Source organism: Marinomonas fungiae, assembly GCF_001418205.1.
Classification (GTDB): Bacteria; Pseudomonadota; Gammaproteobacteria; order Pseudomonadales; family Marinomonadaceae; genus Marinomonas; species Marinomonas fungiae.
This window is the reverse complement of sequence record NZ_LIQF01000001.1, coordinates 475,652-499,336: the sequence shown is the minus strand read 5'-3', so window position 1 is coordinate 499,336 and position 23,685 is coordinate 475,652. Positions and strand designations below refer to the sequence as shown.

At 44.6% G+C, this 23,685-nt stretch carries 20 protein-coding genes, 2 tRNA genes and 1 riboswitch; of the genes, 14 read left to right on the top strand and 8 right to left on the bottom strand.

From position 1 onward, the window contains the following. Positions 1–92: 92 nt before the first annotated feature. The 4 genes from ASC49_RS02240 to ASC49_RS02225 all read right to left on the bottom strand — a co-directional run bounded on the left by ASC49_RS02240 (position 93) and on the right by ASC49_RS02225 (position 5,503). Positions 93–662, bottom strand: a complete 570-nt coding sequence (locus ASC49_RS02240) for a porin family protein (RefSeq protein WP_055461568.1) — start codon at positions 660–662, stop codon at positions 93–95. A 249-nt stretch (positions 663–911) separates the two neighbouring features. After that, positions 912–1,520, bottom strand: coding sequence for an OmpW/AlkL family protein (locus ASC49_RS02235; protein ID WP_055461567.1), 609 nt, complete (start codon positions 1,518–1,520; stop codon positions 912–914). A gap of 273 nt (positions 1,521–1,793) precedes the next feature. Continuing rightward, positions 1,794–3,938 (bottom strand): glucans biosynthesis glucosyltransferase MdoH, encoded by a 2,145-nt coding sequence (gene mdoH, locus ASC49_RS02230; RefSeq protein WP_055461566.1) that lies wholly within the window; start codon positions 3,936–3,938, stop codon positions 1,794–1,796. Beyond that, a complete protein-coding gene (locus tag ASC49_RS02225; RefSeq protein WP_055461565.1) occupies positions 3,938–5,503 on the bottom strand; it encodes a glucan biosynthesis protein G in 1,566 nt (521 codons plus the stop codon). The genes mdoH and ASC49_RS02225 overlap by 1 nt, the downstream gene beginning before the upstream one ends. 308 nt (positions 5,504–5,811) lie before the next feature. Here ASC49_RS02225 and ASC49_RS02220 point away from each other — a divergent pair, with 308 nt between their 5' ends. After that, on the top strand, positions 5,812–6,393 hold the full coding sequence (locus ASC49_RS02220) for an NnrU family protein (RefSeq protein ID WP_055461564.1): 582 nt from the start codon (positions 5,812–5,814) through the stop codon (positions 6,391–6,393). Between the two features lie 58 nt (positions 6,394–6,451). On the opposite strand, the gene ASC49_RS02215 is transcribed toward ASC49_RS02220, so the two are convergent. After that, positions 6,452–8,359, bottom strand: a complete 1,908-nt coding sequence (locus ASC49_RS02215) for a methyl-accepting chemotaxis protein (RefSeq protein WP_055461563.1) — start codon at positions 8,357–8,359, stop codon at positions 6,452–6,454. 175 nt (positions 8,360–8,534) lie between these two features. Between ASC49_RS02215 and ASC49_RS02210 the strand changes: the two genes are divergently transcribed. Continuing rightward, a complete protein-coding gene (locus ASC49_RS02210) occupies positions 8,535–9,626 on the top strand; it encodes an FUSC family protein (RefSeq protein WP_055461562.1) in 1,092 nt (363 codons plus the stop codon). 35 nt (positions 9,627–9,661) lie between these two features. Continuing rightward, a riboswitch (cobalamin riboswitch) is annotated at positions 9,662–9,855 on the top strand. Between the two features lie 42 nt (positions 9,856–9,897). Further along, on the top strand, positions 9,898–10,575 hold the full coding sequence (locus ASC49_RS02205) for an energy-coupling factor ABC transporter permease (protein ID WP_055461561.1): 678 nt from the start codon (positions 9,898–9,900) through the stop codon (positions 10,573–10,575). Between the two features lie 53 nt (positions 10,576–10,628). Here the strand turns inward: ASC49_RS02205 and ASC49_RS02200 are convergent, their stop codons facing one another. Then, positions 10,629–11,510, bottom strand: a complete 882-nt coding sequence (locus tag ASC49_RS02200; protein WP_055461640.1) for a LysR family transcriptional regulator — start codon at positions 11,508–11,510, stop codon at positions 10,629–10,631. A 97-nt stretch (positions 11,511–11,607) separates the two neighbouring features. Here ASC49_RS02200 and ASC49_RS02195 point away from each other — a divergent pair, with 97 nt between their 5' ends. The 7 genes from ASC49_RS02195 (at position 11,608) to ASC49_RS02165 (ending at position 19,611) form a co-directional block, all read left to right on the top strand. Next, positions 11,608–12,816, top strand: a complete 1,209-nt coding sequence (locus tag ASC49_RS02195) for an MFS transporter (RefSeq protein ID WP_055461560.1) — start codon at positions 11,608–11,610, stop codon at positions 12,814–12,816. A gap of 237 nt (positions 12,817–13,053) precedes the next feature. Then, positions 13,054–15,453: a putative bifunctional diguanylate cyclase/phosphodiesterase gene (locus ASC49_RS02190; RefSeq protein ID WP_055461559.1), complete on the top strand. Its 2,400-nt coding sequence runs from the start codon at positions 13,054–13,056 to the stop codon at positions 15,451–15,453. Positions 15,454–15,529: 76 nt separating this feature from the next. Next, positions 15,530–16,480 carry a 2-hydroxyacid dehydrogenase gene (locus tag ASC49_RS02185; RefSeq protein ID WP_055461558.1) on the top strand — a complete coding sequence of 317 codons (951 nt, stop codon included), beginning with the start codon at positions 15,530–15,532 and terminating at the stop codon, positions 16,478–16,480. Positions 16,481–16,520: 40 nt separating this feature from the next. Next, positions 16,521–16,868, top strand: coding sequence for a 5-carboxymethyl-2-hydroxymuconate Delta-isomerase (locus ASC49_RS02180; protein ID WP_055461557.1), 348 nt, complete (start codon positions 16,521–16,523; stop codon positions 16,866–16,868). Positions 16,869–16,912: 44 nt separating this feature from the next. After that, positions 16,913–17,878, top strand: a complete 966-nt coding sequence (locus ASC49_RS02175) for a phospholipase A (RefSeq protein ID WP_072242017.1) — start codon at positions 16,913–16,915, stop codon at positions 17,876–17,878. A 141-nt stretch (positions 17,879–18,019) separates the two neighbouring features. Then, a complete protein-coding gene (locus ASC49_RS02170; protein WP_055461556.1) occupies positions 18,020–18,535 on the top strand; it encodes a phosphatase PAP2 family protein in 516 nt (171 codons plus the stop codon). Further along, positions 18,532–19,611: an MJ1255/VC2487 family glycosyltransferase gene (locus ASC49_RS02165; protein WP_055461555.1), complete on the top strand. Its 1,080-nt coding sequence runs from the start codon at positions 18,532–18,534 to the stop codon at positions 19,609–19,611. Before ASC49_RS02170 ends, ASC49_RS02165 begins: the two co-directional genes overlap by 4 nt. Before the next feature lie 28 nt (positions 19,612–19,639). Here the strand turns inward: ASC49_RS02165 and ASC49_RS02160 are convergent, their stop codons facing one another. Further along, positions 19,640–20,536 carry a dienelactone hydrolase family protein gene (locus ASC49_RS02160; protein ID WP_055461554.1) on the bottom strand — a complete coding sequence of 299 codons (897 nt, stop codon included), beginning with the start codon at positions 20,534–20,536 and terminating at the stop codon, positions 19,640–19,642. A 145-nt stretch (positions 20,537–20,681) separates the two neighbouring features. On the opposite strand from ASC49_RS02160, the gene folM reads away from it, so the two are divergent. Both folM and folE read left to right on the top strand, forming a co-directional pair. Continuing rightward, entirely contained in the window at positions 20,682–21,413 is a 732-nt protein-coding gene (gene folM, locus ASC49_RS02155; RefSeq protein ID WP_055461553.1) for a dihydromonapterin reductase, read from the top strand. A 60-nt stretch (positions 21,414–21,473) separates the two neighbouring features. Next, positions 21,474–22,157 carry a GTP cyclohydrolase I FolE gene (gene folE, locus ASC49_RS02150; protein ID WP_055461638.1) on the top strand — a complete coding sequence of 228 codons (684 nt, stop codon included), beginning with the start codon at positions 21,474–21,476 and terminating at the stop codon, positions 22,155–22,157. 73 nt (positions 22,158–22,230) lie between these two features. On the opposite strand, the gene ASC49_RS02145 is transcribed toward folE, so the two are convergent. Beyond that, on the bottom strand, positions 22,231–23,118 hold the full coding sequence (locus ASC49_RS02145; RefSeq protein WP_055461552.1) for a carboxylate/amino acid/amine transporter: 888 nt from the start codon (positions 23,116–23,118) through the stop codon (positions 22,231–22,233). Positions 23,119–23,310: 192 nt separating this feature from the next. Here ASC49_RS02145 and ASC49_RS02140 point away from each other — a divergent pair. Both ASC49_RS02140 and ASC49_RS02135 read left to right on the top strand, forming a co-directional pair. After that, positions 23,311–23,395, top strand: a tRNA-Leu gene (locus tag ASC49_RS02140). A gap of 140 nt (positions 23,396–23,535) precedes the next feature. Beyond that, positions 23,536–23,620 (top strand) — tRNA-Leu (locus tag ASC49_RS02135). Positions 23,621–23,685 lie beyond the last annotated feature (65 nt).

Here is a 23,685-nt window from a genome sequence, read left to right as displayed (position 1 = left end):
TCTGGTTTTTTAGATGCTCACATTACAAAAAAAGCCCACGCATGATTCGTGGGCTTTTTTATTAGGTTTAGTTTATTAGCGTGTTGGGTTTGTTAGAAACGGTACTCAACACCGACGCTAGCTTGGTTAAAGTTAGTATCAAAATCCGTATCTTCATCTACATCGTCGACACTCAACTCTGCGTCGTACCAAGTGTATTGAGCATTTAGCAATAATTGCTCTGACAATTTAAAGTTTAAGCCTGCGCCGGCAAACAGCGCTTCATCATCAGAACTACCGCTTAGTCCAGCAACAGTGTAGTCTGTGTCGTACCACATTTGGCCTGCTTTAGCGAAAAACTCAATGGAATCTGTTAATGGCAAGATGCCTTTAACCGCGGCGCTGTAGCCATCTGTTTCGGCATTCGCCAAGCTTCCGCCATAAGAACCGAAGTCAGTGTAGCCACCTTCCAGAGCAAAGAACTGATTAAAACGGTAGCCTACTAAACCTTGCCATACGTCGTTGTTATCATCGAAATCATCGTCTCCATCTACTTTGAGATAGCCGTAATTACCGCCCACGTAAAGTCCACTGTCGTGAGTACTCCAGTCTTGTGCTTGAGCGACACTTGCAAATGCTGTTAGGGCAACACTGCTGGCTAAGATCGGCATGACTTTTTTCATTGGTATTACTCCTTGTGACCGTTTTTGTTTGCAACGAATTCAGTGTTGTACGTTAAGGATTAAGAGTAAATACAGAGTGCCTCATCTCCACGTTTGATATGCGTTTGGTTCAGTTTGTGTGCTTGATATTGCCAAAAATAGCAGGAGTTTAATGATTCTTTACGTTTGTTTTTGCCATAAAAAAAGCCCCGCTGGACAGTCCTTATCCAGCGGGGCTCTTCAGTGGAGTACAGTTAGTCGAGCATTAGTTTAGAAAGTGTAACCAACGCTTGCCATTACAGAAATTGGATCAATGTCTAGCTCAGCAGACTTAACACCATCCAGTTTAACGTCAGTGTTGATATCCATGTACCAAACAGAAGCGTTAATAAATAGGTTATCAGTGATGTTGAAATCGACACCCGCTTGTGCCGCCACACCAAAAGAGTCATCTAACTCTAGATCTGTACCCGCGATAGCACCTTCAGTTTTCTCGTCAAAGAAAATGGTGTAGTTCAAACCAGCGCCTACGTATGGACGCACTGCGCTATCAGCTTGGCCAAAGTAATATTGCACCATTAGAGATGGTGGTAGGTGAGACACTTCACCGATTTTACCTGCACCAGCAAGATCTACATCGTGAGTGAAAGGTGTTGCTGCTAGAAGCTCCATACCGATGTTATCAGTGTACATGTATGTTGCCGTTAGACCGATTTGAAGATCGTTGCCAACACTAAGGTCTAGACCTGTGCTGCTTTCATCTGGCATTACATTGATTAGACCGCCACGAACAAACATATCGCCTGCTTCATGAGCCATTGCCAATGGTGCGCTTACGATTGCTGCAGAAAGTAGAGCGATTTTAGTTACTGATTTCATATCGTTGTCTCCTGATGGATGCAAATTAACGTTGCAAATAAGATGTGGCAACAATACGCCTCTGAACGAAAAAAAAATTAACCTAGATCAAAATTTGAGGGATGTGAGCGTTTTATAAGTTATTTTTATTAATCTATGTCATGAAATGACGTATCGAAGAGTGTAAAAAGCGTGGATTGATTAACGGGTGCGCGAATCTGGCGTGAGTTTTTAGGTGTATCGACATGTCATTAGGAAATAAAAAAGCCGCTATGGCGAGCGGCTTTTCAAACGTTAGGCGTAAGCCTTGTGGTTTGTATCCGTAACTTTTTCGGGCAAAAATTTACTAAGTCTCAAGAACAGTGAGCGATACTTGATAATGGCTAAATGCTCTTGTTCATTAAGATGAGCCATTAGGTCTTCAATAGAATCGCTGTGCTCAATTAGCCAAGTAGCACATACTTTATGCCGATCAAACTGGTTGTTCTCTTGTTCAGGTAATTGCGCAAGGTGCCAAGCATAAAAGTCCACATTGTTGATATAGGCGCGCAACGGAATGTTAGATAGCTCAGAGGAATGTTGCTCCAGCTGAGTTAGTTTATTCTCAAGACGAGTAACAATTTCCGATGGACGGCGCTCCTCTGGACCTTTCAAAAAGCCAAATTTTGATAGTAAGTTACCACGTTTTGAACCGCCACTTAACCAAGACAACGGAATTGAGAAGATTAGGCCAAAAGTGATTGGCATTGACCAATAGAACAACTGTGGGCTTAGAAAATAAGAGCTTACCGCCAGTCCTATGCCTAAAATAGTGTGGTAAATGTGAGCACGCGTGGCTTCCTTCCATTTGTTTGCGCCATCATCACGAGACTGAGGTTTCCAGCCACTGTCGCGTCCACGTAGTACGTCCATTACTACTAGGAATTGAGAGAACATCAAGATAGGTGCGTACAAAGCCGATACTAGAATCTCTAGTAGGGTATCCAAGGTCAGCATAATTGGACCGCCAAACTTACGACATTGCTGCCAGTGCAGTAGGGCACTCAGCCAGCCATAAAGTTTAGGTGCTAAGACCAGCCCCATGGAAACAATAAACAAAGAGCGGGCTTTTTCGAAGTCGAACACAGGCCAATTTGGGAACAGCGACAGATTATTGAAATAGTCGGGTTTAACAAAGTAAGCCTGTACCGCCAAGGCAAAACCTACACTGATCAAGGCAAACCAAAAAACTGCGCTGAAGTAAGAGAAAATACCTGTCATCAAGTGCATGCGAGAAACGAAATGCAGGCCTTTTGCTTTTACGAAGGCTTTATGTTGTAAATTGCCCTGACACCATCGGCGGTCGCGTACCATCACATCAATTAGGGATGGTGGAGCCTCTTCATAGGAAGCTTGTAAATCGGTATCAAAACGTACCCCCCAGCCCGCACGACGTAGTAACGCTGCTTCAATAAAGTCATGACTCATCACATGGCCGCCAAATGGTGCTTTGCCAGGCAAAATAGGCAAACCACAAGCTTCCGCGAACGCTTTGGTACGAATGATGGCGTTGTGCCCCCAGAAGTTTGACGCATTACCGTGCCAAGTCGTTAACCCAGCTGCGTAAATCGGTCCAAAACACTGGTTTGCAAATTGCTGAATACGGCTGTAAAGAGTATCAGCGCGAATGATCGTCGGTAAGGTTTGAATCAGACCTAATGATGGTTCAGCTGCCATGCGACGAGACATGGACAACAAACATTCCGCACTCATCAAACTGTCAGCATCCAGTACAATCATGCACTCATAGTCATTACCAAAACGTGTGACCCATTCCGCCACGTTACCGGCTTTCCTTTCCGCATTGTTTAAACGACGACGGTAGTAAATTGGGCATGCCTCGGTGTTCTGATTTAGAATCGGATAGAAAGTGTGCTTTTCCTTGATGCTGTTTTCTGCTCGATTGGTGTCACTTAAGATGAAAAAGGCAAATTTACCCGGCGCTTTTTCTAATAGGTCTTCATGCATGGCTTCAATGCTGGCACGGATACGAACGGGATCTTCATTATAAACGGGCAATAAAATAGCGGTGACGCCAGTTGCATCTAGCTCCTTACGTTTGCGCTTGAACGGCGCTAACTTAAACAGTAAGCCAAGTGTTGCTTGAGTAAAAGCAAACGAGATCCAAGTAAAGTTAACGCAGAACAGGGCTAAAAATAACCACTGTAACCAAGTGATGTGGTTGGTACTCAACACCGCATACATTTCGTAAGCGCCGTAAGCTGATAATCCTAATGTGCCAAGAAAAACAAATAGGCGGGACAGCAACGTGGTTACAAAGAAATGCTGATTCTGCTTCTTCGCAGTCTGGCGAATTTCGTTTACCACATGACGAGGCATATCGAGCGGCGCTTCATTTGGTAGCGCGTACAAGCCTGAATTTTGTGTCGTCTGATTCATTATTTACTCACCCAACGGTATAACCAAGTGGCAGCTAAAGGCGTGTCATTTTGCTTCAACTGCACACGCAGTTCAGCTGAGTTTGCATTGTCTGGATCAAATGTGATGAACGCTCGTAGGCCTTTCTCGTACGGGTTCTGCGTCACATGAGCTTCTAGAATTTGACCTTCACTGATCGATGCATCGACTTTAACGGAGTCAAGGTCTTCAACTTCAATATTGTTAAAATCAATCACAACTTGTGGGTCTTTAGAGGCTAACTTATGGCCTTGAGCACTTCGTACCACATGCGGTTTACCGGATAAAATCGGTGTGTCATTGGTCAGTGTCAGACGATAAGAGTAGTTAAACGCTTGATCTTTTTTCAGTGTTTCCTTGGGTTGCCAGTAAGCAACAATGTTGTCATTGGCTTCGGAATTAGACGGAATTTCAACCAGTTCAACGTGTCCAGCCCCCCAATCACCTAATGGCTTGATCCACACAGAAGGGCGTTTCTCGTATTGTGCTTCTAGATCCAAATAATCTTCAAAGTCACGGTTACGTTGAATGAGTCCAAAGCCTTGAGGGGATTGATCCATAAAGGCACTAATTTGCAAGGTCTCAGGGTTGCTTAGTGGACGCCACAGCATTTCTCCACGTCCCGTAAGAATTTGTAGTCCTTCAGAATCGTGTACGGCACGACGGTAGTCTTCTGTTTTCGGATGATCTAAGGCGCCATTAAACATATACATTGACGTCAATGGTGCTAAACCGATGTGATTAAGGTCGCGACGAGGGAATAGAGTCGCTTCTACATCAATGCGAGTTGGGGAGCCTGGGTAAATGCCAAATCGGTAAGCACCAGTTACACTCTTACTGTCAAGTAATGCATGTACTACGATCGCTTGCTGGGTTGACGATGGACGCTCAATCCAAAAGTGGCGAAACATCGGGAACTCTTCACCGGTTGGTTGCGCAACGTCCACTGCTAGGCCGCGAGCAGAGACACCGTATTGTTGTGCTTTTGATACAGCGCGAAAGTAGCTAGCGCCTTGGAACACAATAAACTCGTCTTTGTAATCCGGCTTGTTGATTGGGTAATGTAGGCGTAGGCCCGCAAATTTGCCCAAATCAGAAATCAGCTGATCTATCTCTTCTGTCGGCGTAATGAAAGAATCTTTAGTGGCTTTAATGGGAAATGCGCGGCCGTTTTCTACGGCATCGATTTCCACTAAATCTTTATAAAGAAAGCCAGGTGCGAACAGTTGGATCGAGAACTGTGTCGGTGACTTGCCCCAAACCGCTTGATTCTGTTGAAAATTAATTTTCCGATAAGTGTCGTAGTCAAGATTATTGAGAGCCGCCGGCGCTTTGTCAGGTGCTTGCATTGGCGATTGCGATAGCTCTCTAGCCATGTCGATCACGGTTTGTTGGCTGAAACTATAGCCAGTATTTTCAGAAGCGGCGTCTGCAACCACTTTAGTATTGGTTGGCTCTTGAGTTGGTGCGCTGTCTTCAGCTATCCCTTGGATAGGCAGTGATAGAGCCGTCAGAAGCGGTAATGTAAACGTCGTAAATTTAAGCATAAAAAAATGAGATCTTTGTCCAATGAGATTAAGTTATGGGCCAAGCGATGAATTTGCTTCAAATTTTGGGATCAGAATTAATGATAATGATTAATGCCAACCAGAGTGTGGTTTTGGTGTCGAGATTTCGCAAAGAAAACGAAATATAAAGTAGTCGCATTCATAGATTGTAAAGACTGTATAATTGATTGAATAATATAGGAAATGCTACTGAAATATGAACGGCTGATAGATCTTTTTATGTTTCTGTACAGGGCTCTTGAGCGATTAAGTTAACGGCCTTCACAAAACTCGGATAGGAGAAAAACATGGCGCTGTTATTGGTTGGTTTGGTTTTGTTTATCGGGATCCACTCGATACGATTATTTGCGCCTGAATGGCGTGTATTTATGATGCAACAGCTAGGAAAAAGCAACTGGAAAATGTTGCATGCTGCGGTGGCGATTGTTGGTTTATTGACTTTGATTATGGGCTATGGCTACGCGCGCTACAGCGCCGAGTGGCTTTGGTTCCCACCGGTTTGGACACGTCATCTTGCGGCACTATTGGTTCTGTTTGCTTTTATCTATATCGCCGCAGCAGCAATGCCTTATTCTAAGATTAAAGCACGAGTAGGCTGCCCGATGGTCGTCGGGATTAAATTGTGGGCTTTGGCCCATTTGATCAGTAATGGCACAACGGCAGACGTGTTGTTGTTTGGTTCATTTTTAGTGTGGGCGGTGGTCAACTTCGTTATCACCCGTCGTCAATTTAAAGCCGAAGGTGTTCAATTTGAAGCGCCTGATTTTAAGTACGATATCATCGCGGTGGTCGTGGCGGTTTTGGCTTATGCTTTGGTCGCATTTTATTTACATGGCTTGCTGATAGGCGTGGCGCCGTTTGCTGTGTAAGCATCTAAAAGCAAAATGCCCAGTTTGAGAACTGGGCATTTTTTTGAGCTAGATTTGCTTAGCTTTTGAAATAGTGAACGTTATCTTTCAAATCGCTGGTTAATTGCGCCAATTGTCTGGCAGTCTCAGCGTTCTCATGGGCGAAAGTCACCATCTCGCGCGCACCATCATCGACTTCAGTGGTGTTTTCACTGATGCCTTTAGTGACACTGGTTTGCTCCTCTGTAGCACTGGCAATCTGTGTGGCACGGTCACTAATGCTAGTAATCAGACGCTTAATCTCTTCAAAGCTTTCGCGAGCGGTATGAATGTCTTGAACACTGCGCTCAGCTTGCTCATGGCTGCGCTGAATTTGTGTCACCGCATTGCTACTACTGTGTTGCAGGTTTTCGATCATTTTCTGAATTTCTTCAATCGAGCTGTAAGTGCGTTGGCTGAGTACGCGTACTTCATCGGCTACAACAGCAAACCCGCGACCTTGCTCTCCTGCACGTGCCGCTTCAATGGCAGCGTTTAAAGCAAGTAAGTTGGTTTGCTCTGCGATGTCGGAAATGGTTTTCAGGATTGAATTTATATTCTCAGCATCTTGGCTCACACGCTGAATGACTTCGGAAACAGAGCTGACGTCGTTGGCTAGCTGTTGAATACTATGTTGGCTAGCGTCAATCTGAGCTTGACCTGATTCACTTGAAGACACAGCGTTGTCAGCGTTTTGAGCTGTTTCAAGCGCATTGTCGGCGATTTCTTGGGTTGCTTGTGCCATTTCATTGACTGCTGTAGCGACCATGGTAATGCTGCTTTGCTGCGCTAATAGGCGATTATGGCTATGACTTGATGTCTGGTTGATCGATTGGGCTTGCTGTGAAAGCTGACCTTCGATGGCTTTAATGTTGTTGACTGTCCCTTGCAAACGTTCAACAAACTGGTTGAACGCATTAACCAGCTCTGCGACTTCATCTTTGCTGTGATTCGTTAGTCGGGCAGATAGGTCACCGTCACCATTTGCAATGTCTTTCAGACGAGCGGTTACATTTTTAAGATCTTTCAATAACCATTGAGAAACCTTGAATACAATCAAAGCAATCACGGCGAGTAGAATGACAACAAATAACGAGGCGGTCGTGGTGAACTCTTTCATCGGTGCCATTAAGGTTGCTTTATCCATGACCAAAGCCAGCACCCAATTGGTTTTTCCTAGTTCTTGCAGGTATAAATATTTGGCCACACCGTCGTCTTTGATTTCTTTGTAAACATGACCATTTAGGGCTTGTTTTATATCGTCAGCGTTAATTTGATACGTTGATTCGGTAATATTCTTTTGGATTAGGGTCTTATTACGATGAGCAAGAATATCCCCAGTTTGTCTTAATAAAATCAGCTCTCCTTGGCCTAGAACTTTAAGCTCTAATAGTCGATTAAGTAGGTCGTCAAGGAACACTAAGCCGCCAATCGCTCCCACAAATTTACCGTCTACAATCACTGGCTCCACGAAGGTCATAGATAGTTTCTGAGTGGAAGCTGAGACATATGGTGCTGTGACATAGGTTTGCTGTGAGGCCTTTGCATCCTTATACCAAGAGCGTACACGTGGATCATAGTCTGCGCTGTTTAAGCTCGGGTCATGACGATACATGCGACCATTTTCGAGGCCTAGAAAAGTCATCCCAAAGCCAAGGCTCGCCTGAGCTTGTTGTAAGATCGATAGAATTTGGTCTTCGTTTTCGCTGTTTTGTTTTAATACGCTTTCTAGATGCTTGCGAACGGTTGACATGGTTCTTTCACGATCGCTATACCAATTACTTAGGTAAATATTGATGGCTTCGGCTTGAGATGTCGATTCGGATTGAATGCTGTTTTGGCTGGTCGTGTTAAATTTGCTGGCGGCTAACCATGCGACGGCAATACTGACGATCAAGGTGGCGAGAATGCTTTGAAGAGTAATTTTACTCTGTAATGAAAGGCTCATGTTGTATTCCTTTTAATTATGACCCGAAGTCTACATGATATAGTAAGGAAACTTAGACTCGATTTCTAAGAAACAAAACTTAGTAATCGAGTTAAATAGAATAATCGATTAGCGAAACAAAGTGATGAAAATTTAAAGAGTTTGTAAAAATGACTTTTCATGAGGCATATTAACTGTGAATTATAAATCTGCATTAAAAGGGTTGCTAACTCTGAATAATGTGAGCCGCCCATGGCATTTGCCTGTGGTGGCAGGCATTACCATCGGGGCTCCTGCGGTATTGGGTGCTTTGACGGATTCCTTTGCCGAGGCCATGATTGCCAGCCTTGGGTCAATGGTTTTTCTATATATGAGCCCGACCAGAACGACGTCACGTATGTTGACGATGATTCTGTGTACCTTTGGCTTTATGGCTTGTCTGACCTTAGCCACCTTAGCGGCCTCGATTTCGGGATTGGCTCCTGTTGCTTTATTCGTGATTGCTTTTGCGGTGATTGTCATCACTCGTTATTACCGTTTGCCGCCACCAGGTAGTTTTTTCTTTATATTGGCCTCCTGCGTGGCCATGGCTATGCCCTTTGATATCGCTGCAACACCTGAGCGTGTTGGGCTGATTGCGATTGGGGGGATGTGGTCGGTGTTTATGGCCTTTATTTACAGCCTTTTTACGGGGGCGCATAAAGCGATTAGTGACCCGGTTCAAGTAGATGAACGCGTCAATGCCATTATCTTAGAAGCGCTGTTTTTAAGTTTGTGTATCGCAGGCTCTTATGGCTTCGCATTATGGTTGGCATTGAGCAATCCTTATTGGGTTCCCATCTCCTGCGCCGCCATTTTACAAGGCGCGACCTTCCGGATGGTATGGCATCGAAATGTACATCGTATTGTCGGTACTGTTATTGGTATGTTTTTGGCGAGTGCGATTTTCTCTTTTCATCCCTCCGCATTAATGCTCGCTTTGTGTGTTTGCGTGCTACAGACCATCGTGGAGATGTTGATCGTTAAAAATTATGGATTGGCTGTGATTTTCATTACACCTCTAACCGTTATCATGGCAGAGATTACCACCAGCGGTGTGGACGCTACCTTATTATTGGAGCATCGCTTAATTGATATTGTATTAGGCAGTGTGATTGGCTTTGTCGGTGGCGCTATCTTCCACCGTAGCGATTTCTTCCGCAACCTTGAACAGAGAATGGAGCAACGTAACCGCTTATCAGAGTTACTATTTACTCGCCGAGATGAATCAAATAAAGCTGATCATTAAGTTCGTTCAGTTCTATTGTGGGACGCTAGCTGTTACAGTCAGCACCGTTGAACGGTGCTTCGTTAGAAGTGAAACGGGAAATAGGGAGTTGGCATGTGCCAATGATTCTATACTGCCCCCGCAACGGTAGGTAACAGCAAGGATTGCTCAGTCGTTTTTCACTATTCGTATGGGAAGGAAGCGATAAGTGTTACCGAGTCCGGAGACCGGCCATTCAGCTTTGTTTCTCATCTCATACGGGTGGTATGAAAAAACGATAAGGAGGCACTCTGTGCACATCGAACCTGGCGTTGTTACTGGCGCAAAATTAGGACTTAGTTATGCAACCGCGGCATTGGCTTTTGGCCTTGTGGCGAAATCATCGTTAGACACCATTAAGAAAGACGGCCTGACTAGCCTATTAATGCGTGCTCTTATGTCGACGTTGCTCGTGTTTATTTTCTTTGAAGTGTTTCCCAAGCAGCCAGTGGGCGTTTCGGAAGTACACTTTATCTTAGGCTCTACGTTATTTTTAGTCTTTGGTCCTGCCGCTGCGGCCCTAGGGCTAAGCGCTGGCCTACTTGTGCAAGGCATGTTCTTTGCGCCATTTGATTTACCGCAATATGGCATGAACGTCACCACCTTGTTGTTACCGCTGTTTGCGATGGCTGCCGTAGCGCGTCGTACGATTTCTGAGCAAACCGCTTATGTGGACATTCAGTACAGCCAAGCCCTACGTCTGTCGTTAACGTATCAAGGTGGCATCATCGTCTGGGTTGCATTTTGGGCGTTTTACGGCCAAGGTTTTGGCGCGGAAAATCTTAGCTCGGTGGCGACCTTTGGTATGGCTTATTTAAGTGTGGTTTTGCTTGAGCCATTGTTTGACTTAGGTATTTTGGCTGGCGCCAAAGCTATCAAGCGCTTGCAAGGTTCGCCTTGGGTTGAAACGCGCTTGTATCAAGCCAAATAAGTGCGAATAAGGCAACATCAGAAAGCCAGCTAAAATCAGCTGGCTTTTTTCATTCACTTTTGTTGTTCTGATTCTTGGATCACGAATTCTAAAAAAGCTTGATTGGCTCTGGATAGATAGCCATCTTTGCGCCAAGCAATATTGATATCGAGCCAGACCTCCTCAGAGAACGGGCGCGTTACCAGACCGTCGTCCTCTTCAATCACCATGCCTAGCAATGTTGAGATACCAAAGCCGTTCTTTACAATAGATTTTATTAAGGGAATCAAATTGGTTACAAAGCCAAAGTTCGGCTTGATGCCTTGTTGCTGTGCCAAGCGATCAATCACACGGCGATGAAAATAGCCTTCTTTAAACATCACCAATTCTTCTTTGAAGAAAAGCTCTGGAGGGATGCTGTCTAAGGCGACAAACGGATGATCTTGAGGCACCGTCACCAGCATTTGTTCTTTCAGTAGGGCTCGTGTCTCTAATGAATCACTGGGCATTTCGGCGACAATCACACTCAAGTCAATGTCACCGTTTTCGAGCATTTGCTGCAGTTTCCAAGTGCCACCTTCAATCACCTGTAGTGTGAGGTTGGGATAGCGGTGGCGAAATGCCATTAAAATAGGTGGAAAATAATAGGAGCCCAGCATACTGGGAATGCCCACGCGGACTTCTCCTGCGCTCAAGCCACTAAGCTCCTTCATGGCCAATTCTGTTTCATCCGCTTGTTGTAGTAAGCGTTTACCATGTTCGTATAACACATGACCTTCGTCGGTTAGGCTGATTTTACGGTCGTGACGATGAAAAAGTTGAACGCCCAGATCGTGCTCCAATTTTTTTATCGACATGCTAATTGCCGGTTGCGCGATATGCAGCTTTTCTGCCGCTCTAGTAAAACTCAGTTCGTTGGCGACAGTGATGAAGTAGTGTAGAGGTCTTATTTCTATCAAAATTTATTATCCAATCTATAATTTATATATATTTTATTGATAAAAAGTTCAGGCGTATAGTTCTCCAACCTTAAGGTACTCTGGAGAATCTAAAGTGATTGAAATGGGTGGTTGGGCGTTTTGGCGCGGTACGTTGGCATTAATGATTGGCTCCTTTATGGTGTTCGCGAATGTTTACGTGACACAGCCTTTGTTACCTATGATTGCGCATGAGTTCTCGATCAATGAGCTCCAGGCAGCCAGTAGTTTTACCATTACAACGTTAACGCTTGGTTTGTCGTTATTGTTTTATGGCCCCTTATCGGATGCTTTAGGCCGTAAGAAAATCATGGTGATGACATTGTTTGGGGTAACGTTGACCACGTTTGCTTTGAGTTTCGCCAATGATTACGGCTCGCTGTTGTTGTTAAGGGCCTTGCAAGGTTTCTTTCTTGCCGGTCTGCCTGCGATTGCTGTGGCTTACTTAGGAGATGAATACAGTCCTCACGCCATGGCGATTGCAGTTGGCCTGTATATCAGTGGTAATACCTTAGGGGGGATTGGCGGACGTCTGATCGGCGGCTTTATCGGTGAGTGGCAAGGACCATCTGCGGCCTTTCTCACTATGGCGGTGGTCAGCTTAATATGCTTCGGCTTGTTTTGGCTATTATTGCCGAATTCACGTCATTTTGAAGCAAAGCGTTTTCAGGTTCATACTATCGCTACCAATGTTGCCATGCATTTGCGCAATCCAATGTTACTGATGTGTTATCTAATCGGTGGTTTTAATTTCTTTATATTTATTAATCAATACAGCTACATTACTTTTGTTTTGGAAGATGAACCTTACTCGCTGTCGGCGAAGTATGTCAGTTTATTGTTTCTGACTTATTTAAGTGGCACCGTGGGTTCGGCATTTTCGGGTAAGTTGGCAACACGCCTATCTCAGCCGCGCATTATGTCGTTAGGTACAAGCATTGTTATGATCGGCTCTTTGGTGACATTGCAGTCGTCTTTATTAGCTATCATTGCAGGCTTATTTATTAATTGTTTTGGCTTCTTTTTATGCCATTCTACTGCCAGCAGCTTTGTTAGTAAAAATGCGCATCAGGCAAAAGCCAGTGCTTCGTCGCTTTATTTGGTGTTCTATTATTTGGGGGCCAGCGTAGGGGGCTTCTATCTTGATCCGTTTTGGCAAATGGGTGGCTGGGGGGCTGTCGTAATAGGCTCTTGGTTGATTCTCGGCGGTGTTTTTATTGTGACGTTAATGTTAGGGCATCGACATGCTAACCTTTCCCAAAGTCTGACTGGTGAGTCTGTTTAACAGAAGGTAAACGGCGTCATTATTGGGCTAAAACTCAGTCTTAAATTTGCGAGTGCCTCTTATATTATTGTTATCTAAATCAAAGACTTCTAAGATAGTTTAAAGTTGATGAGTTAGGTCATACTCGATAGTTTGCATACATCATTGAACCCTGTATAGTCATTCAATGATTCGCTAAGGCATCTGTGTTGGAATGGATGCCAATCTTACTCATTGAGGCATAGCAGTAGGGTAACAATGGTATCAGCGCTTAATCGATCACTGTACTTTAAACAGTCTATTGCTACCTTGCTGTTAGCAATAATTCTTAGTGTTGTGCTCAGCTTCTTCCAAGCCTATCAAAGTATCCAGCAAGAGCCCTATCGTATCCAAAAAGAGTTCAATGACACTTTATCAATTGTTGAGCGTCCGTTATCGCAAGCGTTATTTCGCTTAGACACAGTGTTTGCCCAGCAGCAAGCGGAAAGTTTGCTTTATAATCCCGCCATTCAAAAAGTCACTGTCACAGATGAAAATGGCCGTATCTTTGCTGAGGCGAGTGCGCCTGATATTGAGCCCTCTCTGAGTGACGATATTGCGAACTATTTAATTCAAGATTCCCTAGTGGTTTCCCGAGAGTTAAATTTTTCTGAGATAGAAATTCCTCTAGGGCGAGTGGAGTTAGAGCTAGATCGTCGGTATTTGGTGGAGCAAGTTGTCCGTGTTAATAACCAACGGTTTGTACAGAACTTATTTAAAGATGTGCTGTTAGCATCCATATTATCCCTGTTGTTTTATGGCATGGTCACTCGTCCCCTCAAGCAGTTAACTTGGTCATTAACGCGTTTGGATAATAAGCGTACTGTTTCTGTACCAGCTTTGTTCGATAAGATTCACCGTAATGATGAATTAGGCCGTCTCAAGAGCACCTTCAATGAACTATGGCAACGACTGAGTAATGCATTGGATGCATTGGAGCGCAGTCACCAGCATTCCAAAGCCATGATTAAACATGCAGCGGATGGCATTATAGTATTGGATAAGAACTATAATATTCGCTTGGTAAATGAAGCAGCGGCAAAACTGGTTCATATGCCTATTGAGTCTTTAACTAATCAGCCGATGACGCAGCTTCCTGGTGGCAGTTTCTGGACCTCATTACGGCTGTCATTAGAGGAATTAGCTGTCGATCAAGTGATGAATGCAGAGACGGCTCTCTCTAGTCATCAATGCCTAGTGCCAATCGAAATACGCATCAATAAATATGTTGTTCAAGGTGAAACTGAGATTGTGTTATTGATGCGTGATTTATCAGAGCGTAAAGAGGCGCAGCAGCGAATTAATCACCTTTCCTATTACGATTCTTTAACACGTCTGCCAAACCGAACGTTAATGAACGATCATCTACAAAGAGCGATGGATGACATGGCGCAAGGGCGTTTTGGGGTGCTGATTATTCTAGATCTTGATCGCTTCAAAACGATCAATGATGCCCTTGGTCATAACGTCGGTGATCAGTTGCTGTTAAAGGTTGTCGATTCGTTAATCCCGTTGGTTCCTCTTGATACAACATTTGCCCGAATGGGGGGAGATGAGTTTGTGTTTTTATGGAGCAATGTGCGGGGCTCGATGAATGAAAACAACGTCTCAGTGGTAAACTTTATGCAGCGCATTCTAAGAGTGTGCGCAGAAGTGAAACATGTCGAAGGACATGATTTGCACGTCACGGGGAGTCTGGGTGTCTCCTTCTTTGATGGATCGGAAGAGTCGACGGCGACAGTCGTACGCCAAGCTGATACAGCGCTTTATAAAGCCAAAGAGTTAGGACGAAACACCTTTGCATTCTTTCAAGAAGACATGCAGTCTTTATCTGATGCGCGTTTGCAGATGGAAAAGTCCCTTTATCGCGCACTGAAAGAAAATGAATTTGAGGTCTATTACCAACCACAACATAACGATAAAGGTGAGGTGATTGGCGCCGAAGCATTGTTACGATGGAATGAGCCGGATCGCGGTTTTATACCGCCGATGGAGTTTATTCCGATTGCAGAAGATATTGGTTTGATTCATGAGCTAGGGCGTTTTGTATTACTGCAGACCACACTGCAAGTGGCTGGTTGGTATAAGCAAGGTCTATGGCAAGATAATTGGCGGATTTCTATCAATGTCAGCCCGATGCAATTTGCTTATTCGAATTTGCTACAGGATATCACTGATGCATTGGCTAACAGTGGTCTATCAGCAAGTATGGTGGACATCGAAATAACCGAAACTGCTTTGATGTCAGACCTTGAGCGCGCCCTAGAGATCATGGAACAAATCCGTGAGCTGGGGGTTAGCTTATCGGTTGATGATTTTGGTACTGGCTACTCATCATTGAAATATTTAAAAGACCTGCCAATTGATCGCCTAAAAATAGATCAATCTTTTGTGCGTGATTTAATCACAGATAAAAATGACTATGCGATTGTTTTGGCGGTGATTGCCATGGCCAATGCTTTATCTTTAAAAGTGTTGGCAGAGGGTGTTGAGACCGAAGAGCATTTTAAACAGCTAGAGCTTATGGGCTGTTACACTTACCAAGGCTATTACTTTGGTAGGCCTTGTAATGCTACTGATTTTGCTCAGAACTTTTTAAAAGCTGGACATACAGCGTGATACCAAAAGCGCCTCTTTCCTAATAACCCCTAGTTAGACAAAGGGATTTTACGTCATTTTAAGAGGTATTTAATCGATGATCTTATCCTCAATCATTCCATTTGTAAGCACTCTCAATGACGTGGAAGAACGTCTTTGGTTGGATGTGCTGTCAAAATCGATGCCCAACGAGTCTGTTCTGCCACTGCGTAAATTAACCGATAAGGAACGCAAACTGGTGGATGTGGCGATTGTGGCGAATCCTGATCCAACGGATTTACAGGTGCTACCGAACTTGGTTTGGGTACACAGTGTTTGGGCTGGTGTGGAAAAAATGCTACAGCAACGTGAGTCCCCACGATACAGCATTGTGCGCTTAGTTGATCCTGAGCTAAGTCGTGCTATGACAGAGGCTGTTTTAGCGTGGACGTTATTTTTGCATCGTGATATGCCAGCTTACGCTCATCAGCAAAGCCGTGCATTATGGCAGCCCTTGCCTTATTTTTCTGCCAAGGATCGCTCTGTCGGAGTATTGGGATTAGGAGAGCTAGGTCAACAAGCTGCGCAAGCCTTGGAGAAACAGGGCTTTCAAGTACAGGGCTGGAGTCGAACTGAAAAACATATTGCTAATATAAGCTGTTTGTTTGGCGAAGAAGGCTTAGCGCAAATACTTGAGCAAAGCGATATATTAGTGTGCTTACTGCCGTTGACCCCGCATACCGAAGGGCTTCTGGGGAGTGAGAATTTAGCTAAAATAAAACCAGGCGCGCAGCTGATAAACTTTGCGCGCGGTAAAATTATTGACGAAGACGCACTCTTGTATGAATTGAACACAGGGCGAATTAAACATGCGGTGTTGGATGTCTTTATGTATGAGCCTTTACCTCGTTCTCATCCATTCTGGACGCACCCTAACATTACTGTGTTGCCCCATATTTCAGCGCCGACCACGCCACAGAGCGCTGCGCAGATTGTCGCTCAAAACATTCGTAACTATCGTCATTTGAGCCTATTACCGAAAACAGTTGATACACAGCTTGGTTACTGAGTTAATTCTTTCATTTAACAATAACTAGAAGGATGTCCTTATGCCCCATTGCATCATTGAATACAGCCAAAATCTTGAGCAAGAAGTTCCGCCATTAGATTGGATGGAAGCTGTGCAACAAGCTTGTATTGATTCAGGCTTATTTCAACCTGCGGATATTAAATTGCGTGCTTTTGCCTGCAAGCATTTTATTACTGGGGGCGTACAAGACGCCTTTGTTCACGTCAGCGTACGCATGTTGCACGGACGTAGTCAGCAGCAAAAATCTGAACTTTCACAGTCTGTCCTTGATGCTTTGTGCCGCTTTGCGGTGAAACAAGTTAGCCTATCGGTGGAAATCATTGAGATGGAAAACGAAAGTTATTTACGTAAAGTGATTCCCGCTTAACCATTCTTGATTTAACCCCCGATAGCTTGTCAAAGGAGATGGCCATGAGTTGGCAGCAGGTAAGTGTGCTTTTAATTGGCCTTGGGCTATACAGTGGAATTACCTTGGCAGAATCGACTCCCGTTACACTTGATGAAATTGAGATGGAGGATTCCGTCTCAATGGAACCGGAGTCACCAGAGCCAATTGCTGAGCGTGCACGCAAAGCCAATGGCATGATTGAGCAGCGTGTACAATACGAGGAGCGCTCGGCAGGTGATCCATTTGTCCTAACCGCGCACAAACCGAATTACTTTTTACCCATCTACTATACCGGCAAATCTGGTGATCGCGGCACCTACAACAATATTAACTCTGATCAACTTCAAGATACGGAATTTAAGTTTCAGGTGAGTTTAAAATTTCCAGTGGCCAAAGGGGTGCTAGGGCGAGATTCAAAGCTTTGGTTCGCTTACACTCAAGAGTCCTATTGGCAAGCCTATAACAGTGAAATTTCAGCGCCGTTTCGTGATACTAATTATGAACCAGAGGCGTTTATCACCACCGAGCCGAAACTGGATTTCTCATTTTTTGGAGCTAAGTTGGCACATATAAACTACGGTATTGTGCATCAGTCTAATGGACGTGCTGAGCCAATTTCACGCTCTTGGAATCGTGTCTATGCAGACTTTATTTTCGAGCATCAGAATACCGTCGTCTCAATCAAACCTTGGTACCGTATTCCTGAGTCCGAAGCCGACGATGATAATGCTGATATCGAAGACTATTTAGGGCATGGTGAGCTGACGGTAGTGCATGTTATCAATGATGTCACCTTAGATGTTTTATTACGCAATAATCTAAATTTCTCCGAAAACCACGGTTCAGTTCGCTTGGGCGTCAGTTTCCCAATGTGGGGCAAGGTACGCGGTTATGCTCAGTATTTTGAAGGATATGGTCAGTCATTGTTGGATTACAATAATTACACACGCTCTTTTGGTATTGGTTTTATGCTGAGTAACTGGTTATAGCCCAGCTTTCAAAAAACGTTTTCCCTCTTAAAAGCGCCCTCAGTGGGCGCTTTTTTGTCATAAAAGCATCATCCCTCTGCCACGAAAATGACACCCAAATTTCCTATTTTGAAATCATAGAAGACGTGTAGAGGTGGCGTTATGAACATACTTAACAGCATTCACAATATGGACGTGACAACATTTTACTGGTTGATGGCACGCAAGCATCGACAGTTATTGACGCGCGCAAGTCGAGTGATTTCAATGTCAGCGGATGGGCCATTGTATGTTGTATTAGCGTTAGCGGCGTGGTCGTTAGGCTTCGAAACATGGGCCTATATCATAATGGGCGGCTTTGCCCTAGAGCGTGTGCTGTATTTGATATTAAAAAGAAGCTTTAAACGCAATCGTCCTGCTGACATTTTGGATGACTTCACTAGTTTTATTCGTCCTTCTGACAAGTTTTCGTTTCCTTCGGGGCATACGTCTGGCGCATTTTTCATGGCGTACTGCTTGAGTGAATGGTTCCCTGAGCTGTATTTAAGTTTTTACAGCTGGTCGGCAATGGTGGCTATGTCACGTATTTTTCTGGGTGTTCACTTTCCAACAGATACAGCGATGGGAGCTTTGTTAGGCACCACTTGTGCGATGGTGTCGTTTGGAGTGTTAACATGAAAATTCTATATGGGGTGCAGGGAACCGGTAATGGACATATCACTCGTGCCCGAGCCATGAGTGTTGAATTTGCTCGTCTCGGTATAGAGGTAGACTATGTCTTCTCGGGACGTGATGCGAACGACTATTTTGATATGGAATGTTTTGCTCAGTACCGCGCATTTGCAGGTTTATCGTTTGTAGCGAAAAATGGCCAGATCAGTATGTGGGCAACGTTTCGTCAAGCTAAGGTCTTACAATTACTGAAAGACATCGCAAGTTTAGATGTCTCTCAGTACGATTTAATCCTTACGGATTTCGAACCCATTACCGCATGGGCAGCAAGGCGTCAGGGCAAGCCTTGCATTGGGATCGGCCATCAGTACGCATTCCAGTACGATATACCTAAATATAAGGGCGACCTGCTTGGCTCTTGGATTATGTCGCGTTTTGCACCAGTCAGCCAGAATGTGGGAGTGCATTGGCATCATTTTGGTGAACCCATTTTGCCACCAATCATTCAGCATGCTGAGCATAAAAGTGTGGCTCAGGATGATCAGGTGCTAGTGTATTTGCCATTTGAAAACAGTGAAGAGGTGATGGAATGGTTGGAAGGTGTGCCTTCTTATCAATTTCGTATGCACTGCAAGGACATTGAACCTGGCAAATATGGCAATGTAGAAGTCTTTCCATTTAGTCGCGAAGGCTTTCAAAAAAACTTGCGAGAATGTAAGTCCGTACTGAGTAACGCTGGTTTCGAGTTGAATTCTGAAGCTTTACACATGGGGCGACGAATCATGGTTAAGCCTTTGCGTGGGCAAGTTGAGCAGCTTTCTAATGTAGTGGCTTTGGAAAATCTTGGTTTTGCGAAGGCCAGTCAAACTCTCTCTTCTAAGGTTATTCAGGCCTGGTTAGAGGGTTCTAAAGTCGTTCGTGTGACCTATCCGAATGTGGCGAAAGGTATTGCCGAGTGGATTGCTGCGGGCGCTGAAATGTCCATTGAAGAACTGAGTCAGCAGCTTTGGCAGCATGTTCTCCCCTGCAATGGTGTGTACTTTTGCAAAGATGATATTGTGCCAGCAGCGGCATCATCTTAGCTCTGAACAAAACAAAGGCCTTTGTGATTTAAGCAAGATGCTTTTTGAAAAATTCGATGGTCCTTTGCCAGGCAAGCTCGGCGCTTTTCTCATCGTATCGAGCGGTTGAATCATTGTGAAAACCATGATTGACGCGTTCATACTTATACGCTTCATAATCGACCCCCATAGTTTTCAGAGCACTTTCATAGTCTGGCCAAGTATCGTTGACGCGCTGATCCAACTCGGCAAAATGCAATTGCAGCGGACCTTTAAGGTTCTGTAAGTCTGAGGTTGGTGGGGTGCCATAAAACGGTACCGCTGCATCGATCATATTTGGCCAAGAGGCGGCGAGTTGGTTCGATACGTAACCACCAAAGCAGAACCCCACAATACCTAATTTATCAGTAGTGAGTGAATGGGCTTTTAGGAAAGTGGCCGCATCACTGAAATCCCCCAGAATCTTATCTTTGTTTAAGGTTTTCTGCATGGCGCGACCTTCATCGTCATTCCCTGGATAGCCACCAAGAGGGAATAACGCATCCGGTGCGAACGCCACAAAACCCTCTTTGGCTAAACGTCTGGCCACATCTTCGATATAGGGATTCAAGCCACGATTTTCATGTACAACAATCACCCCCGGCGCAGGGTTATCATCCTTAACGCCAGCAGGGATAACCAGGTAACCACGCGCTTTACCATGACCATTGGGCGCATTAATTTCCACATAGCGCGCAGTAATGTCGGGGTCATTGAAAGAAACCTGCTCTGCTAGTGCATAGTTGGGTAACAGTGCGGCGGAAACGGCTGATACAGTTAAACCGGCCACTCCTAAGGTGGATAGTCGACGAATAAAAGTACGTCGGTCGATATCACCGTGGGCGTATTCGTCATACCAGTCAAAGGCAACCTGCGGAATCGCTGGCAATTGTTCTTTATTACTCATAGTGCGCTCCATCGAATTAAAACGAGTCAAAAAGCCTGATTAAAAGTTAGACTAATTTATTGAACCAACCTAGCTTTGAATACGTATTCTTTAAGAATTCGGATGGTTGCTTGAGTGATTAATGCTCGAATATTTGGAGACTGGGATGCAGAAAGAGTTTGCCTATCCACATTTTATTACTGGCGGTGGTCGACGTTTGGGCTTAGCGGTTATCCGTTCCTTGCTTGCGCAAGGTGAGCGGGTGGTAATGAGTTACCGAACGTTTACCCCTGTGATCGAGGCGCTAATGGCCGAGGACGTCCATTGCATTCGCGCAGACTTCACGCAACCTGATACCGTGAGCAAAATGGTCAATACCATTGTTGCTGAGTACAACGGATTAAGAAGCATCATCCATAATGCATCGGACTGGGGATCTGAAACGGACAGCGAGGATTTAAATGAGCTGATGGCAAGAATGTGGCAAGTCCACGTGGCCGTACCGTATCAACTCAACATGTCACTACAATCTCTGCTATTATGCGCCGCTCATGATTTGAATCAGGCAACCGATATAATCCACTTGACCGACTTTGTGGCGGAAAAGGGCAGTGATAAGCATATCGCGTACGCTGCGAGTAAAGCAGGGTTAGCCAATTTAAGTTTATCCTTTGCTCGCCAGTTGGCACCAAAGGTAAAAGTTAATGCGATTGCACCGTCTCTTTTGATGTTTCAAGAGGGCGATAATAAGGAATATCAGCAGAAAGCATTAAAAAAATCGTTATTATGCCTAGAACCAGGTGAACAGGAAGGGGTTGCAGCGGTACAATACCTCCTCAGTAGTCGTTACATGACCGGGCGTACATTGGCTTTGGACGGAGGCCGTCATTTAGCTTAAACGCAAGCGATGGCGCGCTAGGCATCATGAATGAACGAATTAGCTAGACAGGGTATTGATATGACAACTGCAATGGCAGAAACCAGTAAAGTGAGCAATATTGCACTTTCAGATGAGGCGACTCGAGTTCGTGATGCCCTCATGAAACATGGTCTTGAAACACCAATGATCGACAACGGTTTATCGACCGAAGAAAAGTACCAGCGCATCAAAGCTGCATTTGAAGATGTGGTGTACACATTGGGTCTCGATCTGACCGATGACAGCCTTTCAGAAACGCCTCATCGCATTGCAAAAATGTATGTGAAAGAGATTTTTTCTGGTTTGGATTATGGCCAATTCCCTAAAATCACCGTTATCGAAAACAAGATGAAAGTAGATGAAATGGTTAAGGTGAGTAACATCTCCTTTACTAGCACTTGCGAGCACCATTTTGTCACCATCGATGGCTTGGCGAAAGTCGCTTATCTACCAAAGAACAAGATCATTGGCTTATCTAAGATAAACCGCATTGTGCGTTTCTTTGGCCAGCGTCCGCAAGTACAGGAACGCCAAACACAACAGGTATTAGTAGCACTGCAAACATTACTTGAGACAGACAACGTTGCAGTGAGCATTAATGCTACGCACTACTGTGTAAAAGCCCGTGGTGTAATGGATGCGAGTTCATCGACACAGACTACCGCTCTGGGTGGCTTGTTTAAACGCAGCGATAAGACTCGTAGCGAGTTCTTAGCGAGCTAAGCTTAAGTGTGTATTCGATACAGAAATAGGGAGCCAATCGGCTCCCTATTTTGTTTACGGCATTGATGCCATGCTAGGCATTGTTCGCTTTGATTAGCATTGCGCGATCTTTTTGCTTGATGAGCCATTCATTCAAATACAAAGCAAATAGAATTACGCCGCCACCAAGGGTAAGGCGGATAAGGTCTGCATCACGGTTCCAGAATAGGACGTTAACCAAGATGCCTGCTGGAATAAGCAGGTTATTTGCTACCGCTAAGGCGCCAACATTGACCATGGTTGCACCTTTATTCCAAGCAAAATAGCCGACGCCTGAAGCAATTACCCCCAGGTAGATTAAGATGCTCCACTGTAAATTAGTCGTCGGCAGCTTATCTAAATTGCCTAGCGCTAGGAAGCATGGAACGACGACAATGAAAGCACCAATAAAGAACCAGCCAAACAGTGTCAATTGTGGCAGGTCGGTAGGGTTATTGGCCATTAGGCGTTTGTAAGCGACTTGTCCTAGCCCAAAACAAAGATTGGCGCCCTGAACCAGTAAGAAACCTTGGATAAAGCCTTCGTCAATGCCTTGATAACGAATGCCAACTGCACCCGCAACGGCAATCAAAGCGCTGATGATATAGCCTGGTGTAAAGCGGCGCTCTAAAATATCGTTAATCAGAGCTATATAGATCGGTGTCATCACAGTAAATAACAGGACTTCAGGCACCGTCAGGTGCAAAAAAGACTGATAGTAGAAGCCATACATAATGCCGAGTTGGCAAGCACCGATGGCCATTAACTTAAGGGCTAAAGCTTTAGGTGTCTGGCGAAATTTTATAAACGGCAAGAATACTAGCATCGCTAAGGTGACTCGCATCAGCACCGAGAACCATGAGTCGACCTGTCCTGCTAAGTACACTCCAATCAAGCTAAATGAAAAAGCCCATAGGCCAGTCATTGCTAATAAAATCCACATAGAAAGGGTCTCCAGAAATTGAGCGGGCATTATAGAGTGAGGCAAGGGGATTGTCAGTAAACCATCCTTTTTTAATTGGTTTACTAATGTTTTCTATATGTTCTATTTTTAAAATATTCATTAATCCGTTAAAAAATAGAAATAAACCCCTTGACCATAGAACGAGGATCTCTATAATACGCACCATTCCTTGCGGGAGTGGTGGAATTGGTAGACACGCTGGATTTAGGTTCCAGTGCTTCACGGCGTGAGAGTTCGAGTCTCTCCTTCCGCACCAAATTTAAAAAAGCTGATCTGAGATCGGCTTTTTTATTGTCTAAGGCGTTGATTCATATCCGTCTAAGATTTTGGTTGTTAGCAATGAATTTGGTTTCATTGCTTAAACCGACATCGACACACGATGTAAAACACTCTTTTGCGGGAGTGGTGGAATTGGTAGACACGCTGGATTTAGGTTCCAGTGCTTCACGGCGTGAGAGTTCGAGTCTCTCCTTCCGCACCATGTTAAAAAAGCCGATCTATTTAGATCGGCTTTTTTATTGCATGAAATAAACACTTGTTTCATAA